Genomic DNA, 15079 nt, shown 5'->3' on the forward strand with positions numbered 1-15079 from the left:
TCACAGGCCAGCCCCGGCGAGACTCGACTCCATGGTGAGCCGCACCCGCAGGCGACCCCCATCCGTGAGGACCTCGGCCTGAGCGGCGAGGGTGCTCAGCACCTGCCACGCGAAGCTGTCGAGGTCGGGCTCGGGCGGCTCGGCGGCGTCGACGGCCACCTCGATCGTCATCCGCCGCGGCTCGAGGTAGTACAGGCACGTCAGGTCGGAGGCCGGGTCCGCGTCCGGGAGCACCATGGCGCTCGCCTCCCCGATGGCGATGCGCAGGTCCTCGATGTCGTCCATCGTGAACTCGAGACGGGCGGCGAGACCCGCGGTGGTGGTGCGCAGGACGGATGCGTAGGCGCCGTCGGCAGGCAGCCGGAGCTCGACGTCGGGCCTCGCGCCACTGCTGGAGTCGTCACTCATGCTTCGCACCGTCCTCGCGTTGAGCTTGCGATGGAAACACTATCCGTGGTCGACCTCCGCGTGCCGGAGGCCCGGCCACGCTCACCCGGTGCGCGTCAGGCCGTGCTCGTGCGCGAACACGACGATCTGCACCCGGTCCCGCAGCGCCAGCTTGCGCAGGATGGCGCCGACGTGCGACTTCACCGTCGACTCGCTCGCGAAGATCCGCCCCGCGATCTCGGTGTTGGACAGGCCCTGGGCCACCGCGCCGAACACCTCCTTCTCCTTGTCGGTGAGGGAGACGTACGCCGCGGGAGGGGGCGTCGCCGCCCGGAACTGGTGGTCGAGCAGGGCCGACAGGTCGCGCGGCGCGAGCACCGCGTTTCCGGCGTGCACGGTGCGGATCGCGTCGCGCAGCATGACCGGGGTGGTGTCCTTGAGGAGGAAGCCGCTGGCACCGTGGCGGATCGCCGTCGCGGCGCGGTCGTCGAGGTTGAACGTCGTCAGCACCACGACGCGCGAGGGCACCGACCGGCGGGCGACCCGGTCGGGGTGGAAGAGCTGCCGGGTGGCCTCGACGCCGTCCATCTCGGGCATGCGGATGTCCATCAGCACCACGTCGGGCTCCAGCTCGTCGACGAGTCGCAGCGCCTCGAGCCCGTCGCCGGCCTGGCCGACCACGGCCATGCCCTCCTGCGCGTCGATGATGACGGCCACCCCGGCGCGGAACAGCTCCTGGTCGTCCACGAGCAGCACGCGGATGTCCGCGGTCACGGAGCGACCGTACGCAGGGGCAGCCACGCCGTCGCGGTGAAGGTCTGGCCCGAGTCCTCGCCGCGGCGGCGTACGTCGAGACGACCGCCCACCGACTCGAGCCGGCGCCGCATCCCCTCGAGTCCCTGCCCGGGCGACCCGGCCGGGTCGCGGGTGGCGATCGGCATGGTCTGGTCGGCGGAGGTGTCCACGCCGTTGCGCACCTCGAGCCGCAGGTCGCCCTCCCAGTGTCGCTCCACGCGCACGGGGGTGTCGCGGCGTCCGTGCTTCATCGCGTTGGTGAGCATCTCTTGCAGCACCCGGAATGCCACCGTCTCGAGCTCGGGCGGCAGCGGCTGCGGCGTCCCGACCTCGGTCGAGACCACCTCGTGGCCGCTGGAGCGGACGCCGTCGACGAGGCTGTCGAGCCCGCCGGGCCGTGAGGCCGGCTGCCGGGTCGTGGTGAGCACCTGGCGCACGTCCTGGAGCGAGCTGCGCGCGGAGGTGGCGATGGTGCGCATCGTCATCTTGAGGGCCTCCGGATCCTCGCCGGGGAGGTACTGCGCGGACTCGGCCTGGGCGAGGATGACCGCCAGCGAGTGCCCGACCACGTCGTGCACGTCGCGCGCCAGCCTGGCCTGCTCCTCGCGCAGTCGCGCGATCTCCTGCGCCTGCGCGGTCTCGACCTGGGCACGAGCCGCATCCTCCTCCGCGGCGAGCTGGGAGACCCGGGAGTCCCGCGCCCGGGCGCCGAACCGCAACGCCAGGCCGAGCAGCCAGGGTGCCGCCAGGACGAGGGCGCCCAGCATCACGGCCCCCACCTGCCAGGTGTCGCCGAAGCCGTACGCCGCCTCGAGCAGGTTGCGGTAGTTCGGCACCTCGACCCAGGTGAGGTGGTCGAGGACGAAGAAGAACACGCCCACCAGCGCGGCCGCCGGGATCGACAGCCCGCTCAGCCAGACGGTGAGGGTGCTGCCCCAGCGCGCGGTGCCGAAGGCGACGCACGCGATGGCGAGCTGGGTCAGGAGCGTCGGGGTGACGCTCAGGACCTGAACGCTGCACACGATCCAGACCAGGGCCAGGGCGACGCCCGGCGCCTGCCGGCTGAGTGTCACCGCGGCAGCCGTGCCCAGGAGCACGAACATCAGCAGGCTGCCGGACGCCGTGTAGAAGGTGCCCCAGCTGATCTCCAGCAGGCCGATCATGAGGACCGCCCCGCCGACGGCGAGGTCGGGGGTCCAGCCGCGCCTCATGCCGGCGTCGGCTCTCGTGCCGGGCGGGCCTGCCACGGCCTCTCCACGAGGTGCCAGCTCACCGCCGCGGCGACCAGGGTGACTAGTGCGGCGACCGGTCCGGCAGCATCGCCGAGCGACGGGTGCAGCCACAGGGTCAGCGGGTAGTTCCAGAGATAGGCGCCGTAGGACACCGTCCCCACCCAGCACACGGCGCGCACTGCCGGGGCCGAGACGTCGGTCCAGGTGCGCCACGACAGCAGCAGCACCGCGGTGAGCGCGGCGATGGCGGGGCCTCCTGCTAAGTAGGTGAGGGCGTGACCACGCAATGGAACCACGCTCAGGAAGGCTAGTCCGGCAAGTGCGAGAGGTACGGCGTACGACGGGACGGACAACCGGTGCTGGAGCAGCCTGGTGGCGGCGCCGACCACGAAGCAGAGCGCCCAGGACGTCGGCAGCGCGTAGGCCAGGTCGGGATCCTCGCGCAGCCAGAGCACCGTCGCCAGGCACGCGGCCAGGCAGAGACCCGCGACCACCAGCACCGCCGTGCCGACCCGCCGGCGGGCGAAGGCGATGGCGAGGACGGCCGGCCAGAACAGGTAGAACTGCTCCTCGGTCGCCAGCGTCCAGAGGTGGAACGTCGCGTCGCTGGCGTGGCCGAAGGGCAGGTTGCCCGTCCAGGTGAGCGCCACCAGCACGGTCTTGCCCAGCTCGGCGCGGTCGCCGAGGGGGTCGAGGGTCACGGTGACCAGCACGACGCCGGCGACCAGCGCCACCAGCGCCGGCACGAGCCGCCGCGCGCGGCGCGCGTAGAACCGGCGCAGGTCGACGCGCCCGGTGCGGTCGAGCTCCCGGGTCAGCACCCCGGTGATCAGGTAACCGCTCAGCGCGAAGAACATCACCACCCCGACGACGCCCGCCCCGGCGAACGGGACCGGGAAGGCGTGCCGCAGCATCACCAGACCGATGGCGACCCCACGCAGCACATCGAGCCCGGCGATCCTCGTCCCGCTCATGCGGCCAGTGCGTCGCGGACCAGCAGGTCGAGCAGCTCGACGTACGACGTCCCTGCCGCGGCGAACATCTTGGGCACCTGCGACTGCTCGGTGAAGCCGGGCATCGTGTTGACCTCGTTGAGCACCGGCCCGTCGTCGGTGAGGAAGAAGTCGACCCTGGCCACGCCCGCGCAGCCGAGGGCGTCGTACACCCCGACGGCGGCCCGCTCCAGCTGCGCGCGGTCGCTGTCGGCGAGCTCGGCCGGGATGCGGAAGTCGGCCGTGCCGTCGTACTTGCTGTCGAAGTCGAAGACGCCGTCGACGACGATCTCGAGGGCGGGAGCCACGACCCGGCTGCCGTCCGGGCGGCCGAGCACCGCCAGGTCGATCTCACGGCCGACCACCAGGTCCTCCACGAGCACCCGGTCGTCGAGCGCCAGCGCGGCGGCGAGGGCCGGCGCGAGCTCAGCAGCCGTGCGGACCAGGCTGACGCCGCGGCTGGAGCCCGCGGCCACCGGCTTCACCACCACCGGGTGCGTCCAGACGTACGACTCAGCAGTGGAGGCGGTGAGGAGGCGGCCGGAAGCCGTGGCGATGCCGAGCGCACCCGCCACGAGCTTCGTCGCCCACTTGTCCATGGCCAGCGCGCCGGCGCCGACGCCGGATCCCACGTAGGGCACCTTGGCGAGCTCGCACAGCGCGGCCACGGTGCCGTCCTCACCGCGGGGCCCGTGCAGCACCGGGACGGCGACCGTGCAGCTGCGCAGCACGTGGACGGCTCCGGCCAGACCGAGCGGGTGGCCGCCCTCGCGGTACCAGGTCCCGTCGGGGCCGATGGTGAGCCGGACGACGTCGTGGTCGTAGGACGCCAGGGCATCGGCCACCGCGGCCGCGGAGGCCAGTGACACGTCGTGCTCGCAGTTCTGGCCGCCGCCGATGACGGCGATGCGCAGGTCCATCACAGGCTCCGGAGGGCGGGAGTCGTGGCTGCGAGGGTGGTGCGGTGCAGGCGAGCGCCCAGGCCGGTGACGATCTCGTGCTCGATGGTCTCGGACCACTCGGCCCACTCGCGGACCGTGGGCTCCCCGTCGTGACCCGGCCCGAAGATCGTGACGGTCTCGCCGCCGGTCACCGACTCGTCGCCGAGGTCCACGACGGCCATGTCCATCGAGATCCGGCCGACCAGGGGGCGGCGGCGGCCCCTGACCAGGACCTCGGCCCGGCCGGAGGACGCCCGCGGGAGCCCGTCGGCGTACCCCACGGGCAGCAGCCCGAGGCGGGTGGCCGCCGGGGCGACCCACGTGTGGCCGTAGCCGACGCCGGTGCCGGCCCGCACCGAGCGGACGCCGACCAGTGGAGCCGTCAGCGTGAGCGCAGGGTGCAGGTCGGTCGTCCGCGTGGGGTCGATGCCGACCAGTCCGGCCCCGATGCGGCTCATCGTGTGGTGGGTGCGCGGGTCGGTGAGGGTGGCGGCGGTCGCCGCGAGGTGGCGCTGCTGCGGGCGGAGGCCGGCGTCGAGCGCGACCTGGAGCCCCCACGCGAACCGGGTCCGCCCGGTCGCGTTGCAGGCGTCGGCCGGGTCGTCGGCACAGCCGAGGTGGCCCATCACCCCGACCACCTGCAGAAGTCCGCGGCGCTCGGCCAGCCGGGCGGCCCGGCACAGGGCCGCCCACTCGGTGGGCGCGGCTCCGTCGCGAGCCATCCCGGTGTCGAGGTGCAGATGGATCCGGGCCCTCGTCGTCGCGTGGACGATCGCCTCAAGGTGGTCACGCGAGGGCACGGCCACCTCGACGTCGCCGGCCACCGCGGTCGCCCAGTCGGCGTCCACGACGTTGAGCCAGCTCAGCACGGGAGCATCCAGCCCGGCCGTGCGCAGGGCCAGCGCCTCCTCCAGGCTGGTCACGCCCAGCCGGACGGCGCCGTTCGCGAGGGCGGTCCGGGCGACACCCGCGGCGCCGTGGCCGAAGGCGTCGGCCTTGACGACGGCTATCACCTCCCCGGGCGTACGACGGGTGAAGAGGCGGGTGTTCGCCGCGACGGCAGCCAGGTCCACGGCCAGGCGGGGACCGGCGATGGCCGAGCGCGGTGCGATGGCCAGCGCGGTCATGCCGCGTCGCTCGCCACGCCGACACGGACGTCGACGGGTGCGTAGAGCGCCGCGGGCGCGCCGGTCCTCAGCGCCCAGTACCGGTCGCCGTACGACCAGTGCCACCACTCGGTGGGGTAGTTCACGAGGCCGAAAGGCGTGAGCACCGCGGCCAGCAGTCGGCGGTGCGCGGCCGCATCGGCTCCGATGCCGTCGGCCGCGAAGTAGCAGGCGCCGTCGGACTCCTCGGGTGTCGCGTCGATCGCCGTGCCGAGGTCGAGCTCGTCGCCGCACACGTCGACCAGGGTCAGGTCGACCGCCGCCCCGGCGACGTGCGGCGCGACCTCGACCGGGGCGACGTACCGACTGGTCAGCCGGTGGAGCTCGTCGGCTGAGATCCCGGGTCGGGCCGCACACACCTGCGCGGAGTAGCGGGCGATGATCGCTCGCTGCGCCTCGACCGAGCGGTGCCCCTCGACCACGTGGAGCCGCACACCCGGCGGCAACAGGTCCTGGGCGCCTGCGAGCCGATCGGCCAGGCCCGCGCGCACCAGTGCCCGCGCCTTGCCGAAGGAGGCGTCGAGGGCGACCAGGGGCTCGCCGGTGTCGTGGACGGGGACCGCGGACACGCGTGGGTCCGAGAGGAGGATCGTCATGCTCCCAGGCTGGCTGGGGAGGGGGTGCTCGGCCTCCACCTCAGGTATGAGAGTGCTGTCCTGGAGGACAGAACCGTGGGCCGTGGGTGCGTGACCAGGCACCATGGCACGCATGTCCTTGTCGACCCCCACCCTCCACACCTCTCGCCTGCGACTGCGTCCCTTCGACGACGACGACGCGAACGCCCTCTTCGCGCTGCACAGCAACGACCACGTGCTGCGCTACTGGGACGCCCCGCCCTGGAGCGAGCGTGGGCGTGCCGGGCGGTTCATCACGGCTTGCCGGGAGATGGCCGAAGCAGGGACGGGGGCGCGGCTGGCCGTTGACCGTGTCTCCGACGGGGTATTCATCGGCTGGTGCAGCCTGACCCGGTGGAACCCGGACTACCGCAGCGCGGCGATGGGCTACTGCCTCGAGGAGGCGGCCTGGGGCCAGGGCTACGCCACCGAGGCCGCGCGCGCCGTGCTGCAGTGGGCATTCGACACGCTGGACCTGAACCGAGTCCAGGCCGAGACCGATACGCGCAACGCCGCATCCGCCCGTGTGCTGGAGAAGCTCGGATTCGTGCGTGAGGGGACGTTGCGCGAGGACTGCGTCGTGAGCGGCGAGGTCTCGGACTCGTGGGTGTACGGGCTGATCAGGCGGGAGTGGCGGCCGTCGCTCCGAGGTGTCGCCCGTCGGGAATGAGGCAGGCCTGAGGAACGCACCCCGCACGTGCTCGACGCCGCTCTCGGTCCGGGTGCGGACCGAGGCGGCGTCGGATGCGTGAAGCAGCGGTCCGGCGGCCCGCCGCAGCGGTCAGGCCTTCTTGGTCTCCCAGAAGATCTCGGCGATCTCGTCGATCTTCGCGAGCAGCTCGTCGGCCTTGCCGGCGTCGAGCTCGCCCTTGGTGCCGCTGGCACCCGCGAGCTTGGTCGCCTCGTTGACGAGCGTGTGGAGCTGCGGGTACTTCTCGAAGTGCGGGGGCTTGAAGTAGTCGGTCCACAGCACCCACAGGTGGTGCTTGACCAGCTCCGAGCGCTGCTCCTTGATGAGGATCGCGCGGGTGCGGAAGTCGGGGTCGTCGTTGTCGGCGACCTTGGCGATGATGCCCTTGATCGACTCGGCCTCGATGCGTGCCTGCGCCGGGTCGTAGACCCCGCACGGCAGGTCGCAGTGGGCCGAAACGTCGACGGTGGGGGCGATGAAGCGCGAGAACATCGGGTTCCTCTCGATCGATGGCCTGATACTCCTGCGACACTACTCGGCGTGAAGGGCACCAGGCACCCGGGTCGTCCACGCGTGGGACTCGCCCGGGTCACCGGTGACTCCATGCGTCCGACGCTGCTGCCGGGCGACCGCCTCCTGGTGCGGTACGGCGTCCCGGTGCGGCCCGGCGACCTGGTGCTCGCCCGCTTCCCCGACGGCGTGCTCTCCGTCAAGCGCGTCGCCGAGCGCCGGCTGCTGCGCGACGGCTCCGACGGCTGGTGGCTGCTCAGCGACAACCCGCTGGTCGGGATCGACAGCCGGCATCGCGGCCCGGTGTCGGCGAGGGCCGTCGCGGGCGTCGTACTCCTCAGGGCGTGGCCGCGGCCCAGGCGGCTGCGCGACCACGCGTGACGCTGCCCACAGGGCCCCTACGTCGCCTGGACACGCCGTGGGGGCGGCCGGGCTGCGTGCCAGACTGACCGGCATGCCCGCAGACGCATCGCCAGCACATCCGCACGCCGGAGACCCCGTCTTCGACCTGCACGTAGGCGGCAAGATGGAGACGGTCTCGACGGTCGCGCTGACCGGACCTGACGAGCTCTCGCTCGCCTACACGCCTGGGGTGGCACGCGTGTGCGAGGCGATCGCCGCCGACCCGTCCATGGCCCAGCACTACACGTGGGTGCCCAACACCGTGGCCATCGTCACCGACGGCACGGCCGTCCTCGGGCTCGGCGACATCGGCCCTGCGGCAGCGATGCCGGTGATGGAGGGCAAGGCGGTGCTCTTCAAGCAGTTCGGCGGTGTCGACGGGGTCCCGATCTGCCTCGACACCACCGACACCGAGGAGATCATCGAGACGGTGGCCCGGCTCGCCCCGAGCTTCGGCGGCATCAACCTCGAGGACATCTCGGCGCCCCGCTGCTTCGAGATCGAGAACCGCCTCAAGGCGATGCTCGACATCCCGGTCTTCCACGACGACCAGCACGGTACGGCGGTCGTCGTGCTCGCCGCGCTCACCAACTCGCTGCGCCTGACCGGTCGCGACCCCGCGACGACGCGCATCGTCATCTCGGGCGCGGGCGCCGCCGGCGTCGCGGTGGCCCGGATCCTGATCGAGGCCGGGGTGCGCGACATCGCGGTCACCGACCGGCAGGGCGTGCTCAACTCTCGTCGTACCGACCTGACCCAGGTGAAGTCGGGCCTTGCTCGCCTCACCGCCGACGGCCTCGACCGCCACGGCTCGCTCGCCGACGTGATGCATGGAGCCGACGTCTACATCGGGGTCTCCGGCGGAACGGTGCCCGAGGAGGTCGTGGCGTCGATGGCCGACGATGCCATCGTGTTCGGCCTGGCCAACCCGCACCCGGAGGTGCACCCGGACGTCGCGCACCGCTACGCCCGTGTCGTCGCCACCGGTCGCTCCGACTTCCCCAACCAGATCAACAACGTGCTCGCCTTCCCCGGCATCTTCCGCGGCGCCTTCGACGTGCACGCCACCGCCATCACCGAGGGCATGAAGCTCGCGGCGGCCACCGCGCTGGCCGACCTCGTCGGTGACGACCTGGCCGAGGACCTGGTCATCCCGTCGCCGTTCGACCCGCGCGTCGGGCCGGCCGTGGCCTCCGCAGTCTCGGCGGCGGCGCGCGCCGACGGGGTCGCGCGCAGCTAGCGGTTTCGACGCGCCGTCGCGACCTCGCGAGCTCGGTCGCGGGCTTGCTCGAGCTGCCTCCCCACGCCGCGCACTCCTCCGTCGTGCCCGGCTAGGGTCGGCACATGTTCGCCGTGTATGCAGAGTCCTTCTCGCCCGACGACCCGCTCGCCGCCCTCGTGGTGGGGGAGCGCCCCGAGCCGGAGGTGCCTGACGGCTGGACGACGGTCGAGGTGAAGGCCGCGTCGCTCAACCACCACGACCTGTGGTCCCTGCGGGGCGTCGGCCTCAAGCAGGAGGCGCTGCCGATGATCCTCGGCTGCGACGCGGCCGGCCTCGACCCCGAGGGCAACGAGGTCGTCGTGCACGCCGTCATCAGCGACCCGCTCTGGACCGGCGACGAGACGCTCGACCCGCGCCGGTCCCTGCTCTCCGAGCGCTACCAGGGCACGCTCGCCGACAAGGTCGTCGTACCCAAGGCGAACCTCGTGCCCAAGCCGGCGGCGCTGTCGTTCGAGGAGGCCGCCTGCCTGCCCACGGCCTGGCTGACCGCCTACCGGATGCTCTTCGTGCAGGGCGACCTCAGGCCCGGAGACACCGTCCTCGTGCAGGGTGCCGGCGGGGGTGTGGCGACGGCGCTGATCACCCTGGCCCGCGCAGGTGGGCTGACGGTGCTCGCGACCAGCCGCGACGACGGCAAGCGCCGACGGGCGCTGGAGCTCGGCGCCCACGAGGTGTTCGAGTCCGGTGCGCGGCTCCCGGTCAAGGTGGACGCCGTCATGGAGACCGTCGGCAGGGCCACCTGGGGCCATTCGGTGCGGGCCCTGCGACCCGGCGGTCGCATCGTCATCTCCGGTACGACGTCGGGCCCTGACGTCGAGAACGCCGAGCTGACCCGGATCTTCTTCCTCCAGCTCAGCGTCATCGGCTCCACGATGGGCACCCGCTCCGAGCTCGGGTCGCTGATGAACCTGCTCGCCGCGAGCGGAGCCCGACCGCTCATCGACCGGATCCTGCCGATGGAGCAGGCCCGCGACGGGTTCGCGGCCATGGCCGAGGGTGACATCTTCGGCAAGGTCGTCTTCACCCGATGAACAGGACCCACCTGGTCACCGGCGCCGGCTCGGGCATCGGTGCCGCCGTCGCCGACCGCCTCCAGGAGCGGGGCGACTCGCTGTGCCTGCTGGCCCGCAGCGAGACCCGTGCCGACGAGCTCAGCCGGCGCCATCCCGGTGCGACCGTGCTGGTCGCCGACCTGGCCGACCCGACCGCCGTCGACGGCCTGACCGGACTGCCCGACCGCCTCGACTCGGTGCTGCACGTCGCAGGCGTGGTCGACCTGGCCCCGGTCGCCGACCTCGAGCTGGCACAGCTGCGCGAGCACCTCGACGTCAACCTCGTCGCGCCGGCGCTGCTGAGCCGGGCCGCGCTGTCCGCCGTACGCCGTGCGCGGGGCACGTTCGTATTCGTGAACTCCTCAGCGGGCCTGGCGGCCAGCCCGAGCTGGTCGGCATACGCCGCGTCCAAGTTCGGGCTGCGTGCCTTCGCCGATGCCCTGCGGGGTGAGGAGATCGCCCATGGCGTGCGCGTCACCACGGTGTTCCCCAGCCGGACCGCCACGCCGATGCAGGAGAAGGTGCACGAGCAGGAGGGCCGGGTCTACGACCCGGCCGACTGGCTGCGGGCCGACACGGTCGCCGAGACGATCCTGCACGTCCTCGACCTGCCCGCCGACGCCACGATCCCCGAGGTGACGGTGCGCCCAGCCATGCCGCCATCCAGGGGGTAGGTGGCCTGGCCTGCATGATTGCCGCCTGCTCTGGGTACTGCACGGCATGCTTCGTGTCGCCATCGTCGATGACTTCCCGGTCGTCGTCTCCGGACTCCGGACCCTGCTCGAGCCGTACGCCGACCGGGTGGTCGTGGCATCCCTGCGCTGTGGTGACGCTGTCGGTCCCGACTTCGACATGGTGCTGTACGACGCCCGGCTCTCCACGGCCGCTCCGTTGCGGCAGGTGGTCGAGGCATCCCGCGTGCCGGTGGTGCTGTACACCTGGGAGTTCTCCGCCAGGCAGGCCAACGAGAGCCTCGCCGCGGGCGTCCAGGGCTGCCTCTCGAAGAGCCTCGACGCGGCCGACCTCGTCACCGCCCTCGAGAAGGTGGCGGGTGGGTCGGTGGTGGTCAGCCCCGACCCGTGTGCCGACGCGGCAGGCCGGCCCACGCACGAGCACTCGCTCAGTGCCCGCGAGCTCGAGGTGATCCTGCTCGTCGCCGACGGCCTCAGCAACCAGGAGATCGCCGAGCGCAGCTACGTCTCGGTCAACACCGTGCGAACCTACATCCGCTCCGCGTACCGGAAGATGGGTGTGGAGAGGCGCACCCAGGCCGTGCGCTGGGTCACCGAGCACGGTCTGGAGCCGCGTTGAGGGAGGTCCCGGGCACCTGCGGGGGTTCAAAATGCAGCCCCCGCGGGTCCGGCCCTCGTCCCAACCCTGTGCGATGATGGAGGCAGTCGGATGCACCGTCACCACGACGGCCAGGGTTGTGCCGACCAGAGTCACATGACACTCGTGCGGGCTGGAGACGGAGCACGGCGATGACCCCCACTGAATCCGGTTCCGACTACGAGTTCCCTGAGCTCCTCGGATCGCTCCACTCGCTGGCGCTCAGCACCGTGGAGGTGCAGACCTTCCTCGAGGAGGTGACCAGGCTCGCCGCCCAGCTGGTCGAGCCTCCCGCGTCCTGCGGCATCACGACGCACTACGACGGCCGGGTGGTGACGGCCGCGACCAGTGACGAGCGCGCCTCGCTGATCGACGAGGAGCAGTACGGCGCCGGCGACGGGCCGTGCCTGACGGCCATGCGCACCGGGGAGCACCAGCAGATCCCCGACCTGGACCACGAGACGCGCTGGCCGGTCTTCGTCGAGAGCGCCCGCGGCCACGGTGTCCGCAGCATCCTGGCCATGCCTCTCGGGATCCATGGCGAGCGTCGCGGAGCCCTCAACATCTACGGCTTCGACCGTCCCGACTCCTTCAACGAGGAGGAGTTCCAGCGCGCGCAGGTGTTCGCGGCGCAGGCGTCCACGGCCCTCACGCTCACGGTGCGCCAGATCGAGAAGGACCAGCACGCGAGCCAGCTCGAGGACGCCCTTCAGTCGCGCTCGGTGATCGACCAGGCGCTGGGCATCCTGATGGCGCAGCAGAGGTGCAGCGCCGAGAACGCCTTCGCCCTGCTGCGGCAGCACTCGCAGAACCACAACAAGCGCCTGCGCGACGTGGCCCGCGAGCTGATCGAGAGGCACACCGGCATGGCACCGACCAAGCCGGTGCCGTTCCGCCGTAGCGGCGACACGGCCCGCTGACCTGGCTTCAGTCCGGGGCCTCGTCGCCGTCGCAGGACCCACGTCCCAGGACGTGGTCCAGTTCGCGCGCGAGGGCGCCGTCGTGGGCGCCGGCCCGGCCGCCGCTCATCGACCGCACCAGCGTTTCGGCGATGTCCCTGACCTTGATGTTGGTGTTCTGCGACCACCTCACCAGGAGCCCGAAGGCGCTGTCCGCGTCCACGCAGTAGCGCAGCATCAGGGCGCCCTTGGCCTGGTCGATCACCGGCTGGCTGGCCAGGGCGTCGCGGAGGTCCTGGTTCTCGCGCCGCAACGCAGCGACCGTCGGGCCATCGTCCTCGTCGTCTTCTGGGACGGGGGCATGCCACATGTGGAGTCGGCTGCGCGACCCGCCGGCGGGTGGGGGTGACGGCTCAGTGGAGCCGACATCTTCGAGGTCAGTCATCCGGGTGCGATTCCTAGGCACAGAAACCGGGGTGCGGACGTTGTGCCGCCGGCTGATGTCCCAACCGGGTACGAAGAGTACATGAGGATGCGCGCCGACGGACGTACCGGTCGCTGCTCCGCGGACCCTGTCGCATGACCACCTGACCGTCGGGTACCGGTGCTGCACAACGCACCACGCGCACCACGAGACACCCGAGAGACGAGGAGTGCTGGCATGAAGGCGGTCACCTGGCAGGGTCCGAAGGACATCCGCGTCGAGGAGGTGCCCGACGCCGCGCTCGTCGACCCGACCGACGCGGTGATCCGGGTGACGACGACCGGACTGTGCGGTTCCGACCTGCACCTGTACGAGCCGCTGGCTCCCTTCATGACCCCCGGCGACATCGTGGGCCACGAGCCGATGGGCGTCGTCGAGGAGGTGGGAGGCGAGGTCACCGGCCTGTCGGTCGGCGACCGGGTCGTCGTACCGTTCAACGTCGCGTGCGGATCGTGCTGGATGTGCGAACGCGGACTGCACAGCCAGTGCGAGACCACCCAGAACCGCCAGCACGGCACCGGGGCCAGCCTGTTCGGCTACAGCCAGCTCTACGGGTCCGTGCCGGGTGGGCAGGCGGAGTTCCTACGAGTGCCCTTCGCCGACTTCCTGCCCGTCAAGGTGCCCGACGGCCCGCCGGACGACCGCTTCGTGTTCCTGTCCGACGTCCTCCCGACCGCGTGGCAGGGCGTCGAGTACGCCGACGTCCCCGAGGGTGGAACCCTGCTCGTCATGGGTGCCGGACCCATCGGAGACATGTCGACGCGGATCGCGCTGCACCGAGGACACCGGGTGATCGTGGTCGACCGGGTCCCCGAACGGCTGGCGCGGGTGGGCGCGCTCGGCGCGGACACCATCGACCTCGACGCGGTCGACGACCTCGCGACGGAGGTGCGTGACCGCACGTCGGGGCGCGGGGCCGACTCGGTCATCGACGCGGTGGGCATGGAGGCCCACGGCAACCCGGTGGCCGCGGGGGCCATCAAGATGATGGGCCTCCTTCCCGACGCGCTGATGCGACCGCTGATGAAGAAGGCGGGGTTCGACCGGCTGGCCGCACTGCACGCCTCGATCGAGTGCGTACGCCGTGGAGGCACCGTCTCGCTGCTGGGCGTCTACGGCGGCGCGGCCGACCCGATGCCGATGCTCAAGCTGTTCGACAAGCAGGTCCAGCTGCGGATGGGACAGGCCAACGTGCGGGCCTGGACCGACGACATCCTGCCGCTGCTCGTCGACGACGCGGACCCGCTCGGCACCGAGTCCTTCGCCACCCATCGGCTGCCGCTCGACGACGCGCCGTCGGCGTACGCGAAGTTCCGCGACAAGCAGGACGGGATGATCAAGGTCGTCTTCACGCCTGTTGCGGCCTGACCTCGCTGGGGGTTGCAACACAGCGATGATGATGTAACGTCGTCTGCGCCCCACGTCAGGCAGCCGGCACGGGGATCCCTTCACTACAAGTGGAGCTGATCCAGATGACGATGCTGTTCGAGCCATCCCGTACCTCCAGCCCGACGCGTGCAGAACGATCCTCTCGCACCAGCGAGCTCTTCGCGCGTCTGCACGCCGACCCGACGTCCGAGGAGAAGGGCGAGCTGGTCGACCAGCTCGTGCGTCTCAACATGCGTGTCGCGACCGCCGTGGCCGCCCGCTACCGAGGCCGCGGGGTGGATGAGGAGGACCTGCAACAGGCGGCCTTCCACGGCCTCGTGAAGGCCGTGCTCAACTTCCGGTCCGACCTCGGCAAGGACTTCTTGACCTACGCGGTGCCGACGATCCGCGGCGAGGTGCAGCGCTACTTCCGCGACATGAGCTGGACGGTGCGTCCGCCGCGGCGCATCCAGGAGCTGCAGTGGCGCGTCAACCAGTGCATCGACCGCCTCTGCGGCGAGCTCGGTCGTGAGCCGAGCGAGGCCGAGATCATGGCCGACCTCGACATCACCTACGAGGAGTACGCCCAGGCCGTGATGGCGTTCGGCTGCTTCCAGCCGCCGTCGATCGACCAGCCCGTGGCCGACACCGACGGCACGACCATCGGCGACGCCATCACCGAGCCCGAGCGTGACCTGGAGGCGGCCGAGGCCCGTCTCACGCTGGCCCCGCTCCTGCGGCGGCTGACCGACGACGAGCGCCGGATCCTCTACCTGCGCTTCGTCGAGGACCGCACCCAGCAGCAGATCGGTGACGAGTACGGCGTCGCCCAGATGCAGGTGTCACGCTGGCTGAGCCGCATCCTGCTGCGGCTGCGGGAGCAGCTCGGAACCGACGTGCTGCAGGCCGGCTGAGGTGCTGTCGCTCGTCGAGGG

Annotated in this window: 18 protein-coding genes; 9 read left to right on the top strand and 9 right to left on the bottom strand. The window is 71.7% G+C overall.

Going from position 1 to position 15079, the window contains the following annotated elements; all coding sequences use genetic code 11:
* The 7 genes from ACP7BP_RS13195 to ACP7BP_RS13225 form a co-directional block, all read right to left on the bottom strand.
* Window positions 1-408: an anti-sigma factor gene (locus tag ACP7BP_RS13195; RefSeq protein WP_426245113.1), complete on the bottom strand. Its 408-nt coding sequence runs from the start codon at window positions 406-408 to the stop codon at window positions 1-3.
* A gap of 81 nt (window positions 409-489) precedes the next feature.
* The gene (locus ACP7BP_RS13200; protein ID WP_426245114.1) at window positions 490-1161 is read right to left on the bottom strand and encodes a response regulator; all 672 of its coding nucleotides are present in this window, start codon (window positions 1159-1161) and stop codon (window positions 490-492) included.
* Complete coding sequence (locus tag ACP7BP_RS13205; RefSeq protein WP_426245115.1) at window positions 1158-2429, bottom strand: sensor histidine kinase; 1272 nt, start codon at window positions 2427-2429, stop codon at window positions 1158-1160. Before ACP7BP_RS13205 ends, ACP7BP_RS13200 begins: the two co-directional genes overlap by 4 nt.
* The gene (locus ACP7BP_RS13210) at window positions 2390-3388 is read right to left on the bottom strand and encodes an acyltransferase family protein (RefSeq protein WP_426245117.1); all 999 of its coding nucleotides are present in this window, start codon (window positions 3386-3388) and stop codon (window positions 2390-2392) included. The genes ACP7BP_RS13205 and ACP7BP_RS13210 overlap by 40 nt, the downstream gene beginning before the upstream one ends.
* Window positions 3385-4326: a D-alanine--D-alanine ligase family protein gene (locus tag ACP7BP_RS13215; RefSeq protein ID WP_426245119.1), complete on the bottom strand. Its 942-nt coding sequence runs from the start codon at window positions 4324-4326 to the stop codon at window positions 3385-3387. Before ACP7BP_RS13215 ends, ACP7BP_RS13210 begins: the two co-directional genes overlap by 4 nt.
* Window positions 4326-5474 carry an alanine racemase gene (alr, locus tag ACP7BP_RS13220; RefSeq protein WP_426245120.1) on the bottom strand — a complete coding sequence of 383 codons (1149 nt, stop codon included), beginning with the start codon at window positions 5472-5474 and terminating at the stop codon, window positions 4326-4328. The genes ACP7BP_RS13215 and alr overlap by 1 nt, the downstream gene beginning before the upstream one ends.
* Window positions 5471-6109: a M15 family metallopeptidase gene (locus tag ACP7BP_RS13225; RefSeq protein WP_426245122.1), complete on the bottom strand. Its 639-nt coding sequence runs from the start codon at window positions 6107-6109 to the stop codon at window positions 5471-5473. The genes alr and ACP7BP_RS13225 overlap by 4 nt, the downstream gene beginning before the upstream one ends.
* A gap of 112 nt (window positions 6110-6221) precedes the next feature.
* Here ACP7BP_RS13225 and ACP7BP_RS13230 point away from each other — a divergent pair, with 112 nt between their 5' ends.
* Entirely contained in the window at window positions 6222-6797 is a 576-nt protein-coding gene (locus ACP7BP_RS13230; RefSeq protein ID WP_426245123.1) for a GNAT family N-acetyltransferase, read from the top strand.
* 111 nt (window positions 6798-6908) lie between these two features.
* Here the strand turns inward: ACP7BP_RS13230 and sodN are convergent, their stop codons facing one another.
* Window positions 6909-7310: a superoxide dismutase, Ni gene (gene sodN / locus ACP7BP_RS13235; protein WP_426245125.1), complete on the bottom strand. Its 402-nt coding sequence runs from the start codon at window positions 7308-7310 to the stop codon at window positions 6909-6911.
* A 48-nt stretch (window positions 7311-7358) separates the two neighbouring features.
* Between sodN and ACP7BP_RS13240 the strand changes: the two genes are divergently transcribed.
* The 6 genes from ACP7BP_RS13240 to ACP7BP_RS13265 all read left to right on the top strand — a co-directional run bounded on the left by ACP7BP_RS13240 (window position 7359) and on the right by ACP7BP_RS13265 (window position 12313).
* Window positions 7359-7709, top strand: a complete 351-nt coding sequence (locus ACP7BP_RS13240; RefSeq protein ID WP_426245127.1) for a S24 family peptidase — start codon at window positions 7359-7361, stop codon at window positions 7707-7709.
* Window positions 7710-7782: 73 nt separating this feature from the next.
* Window positions 7783-8970 carry an NAD(P)-dependent malic enzyme gene (locus ACP7BP_RS13245; protein ID WP_426245128.1) on the top strand — a complete coding sequence of 396 codons (1188 nt, stop codon included), beginning with the start codon at window positions 7783-7785 and terminating at the stop codon, window positions 8968-8970.
* Between the two features lie 104 nt (window positions 8971-9074).
* The gene (locus tag ACP7BP_RS13250) at window positions 9075-10043 is read left to right on the top strand and encodes a zinc-binding dehydrogenase (protein ID WP_426245129.1); all 969 of its coding nucleotides are present in this window, start codon (window positions 9075-9077) and stop codon (window positions 10041-10043) included.
* Window positions 10040-10738: an SDR family oxidoreductase gene (locus ACP7BP_RS13255; RefSeq protein WP_426245131.1), complete on the top strand. Its 699-nt coding sequence runs from the start codon at window positions 10040-10042 to the stop codon at window positions 10736-10738. Before ACP7BP_RS13250 ends, ACP7BP_RS13255 begins: the two co-directional genes overlap by 4 nt.
* Before the next feature lie 46 nt (window positions 10739-10784).
* The gene (locus ACP7BP_RS13260; RefSeq protein WP_426245133.1) at window positions 10785-11375 is read left to right on the top strand and encodes a response regulator transcription factor; all 591 of its coding nucleotides are present in this window, start codon (window positions 10785-10787) and stop codon (window positions 11373-11375) included.
* 170 nt (window positions 11376-11545) lie between these two features.
* Window positions 11546-12313 (top strand): ANTAR domain-containing protein, encoded by a 768-nt coding sequence (locus tag ACP7BP_RS13265; protein ID WP_426245135.1) that lies wholly within the window; start codon window positions 11546-11548, stop codon window positions 12311-12313.
* 7 nt (window positions 12314-12320) lie between these two features.
* On the opposite strand, the gene ACP7BP_RS13270 is transcribed toward ACP7BP_RS13265, so the two are convergent.
* Window positions 12321-12737 carry an ANTAR domain-containing response regulator gene (locus ACP7BP_RS13270; RefSeq protein WP_426245137.1) on the bottom strand — a complete coding sequence of 139 codons (417 nt, stop codon included), beginning with the start codon at window positions 12735-12737 and terminating at the stop codon, window positions 12321-12323.
* Between the two features lie 216 nt (window positions 12738-12953).
* Between ACP7BP_RS13270 and ACP7BP_RS13275 the strand changes: the two genes are divergently transcribed.
* Together ACP7BP_RS13275 and ACP7BP_RS13280 are read left to right on the top strand one after the other, a co-directional pair.
* Entirely contained in the window at window positions 12954-14144 is a 1191-nt protein-coding gene (locus ACP7BP_RS13275) for an alcohol dehydrogenase catalytic domain-containing protein (RefSeq protein WP_426245138.1), read from the top strand.
* A 104-nt stretch (window positions 14145-14248) separates the two neighbouring features.
* Window positions 14249-15058: a sigma-70 family RNA polymerase sigma factor gene (locus ACP7BP_RS13280; RefSeq protein WP_426245140.1), complete on the top strand. Its 810-nt coding sequence runs from the start codon at window positions 14249-14251 to the stop codon at window positions 15056-15058.
* The last annotated feature ends 21 nt before the right edge of the window (window positions 15059-15079 follow it).

The organism is Nocardioides sp. LHG3406-4 (assembly GCF_049897745.1).
GTDB lineage: Bacteria > Actinomycetota > Actinomycetes > Propionibacteriales > Nocardioidaceae > Nocardioides.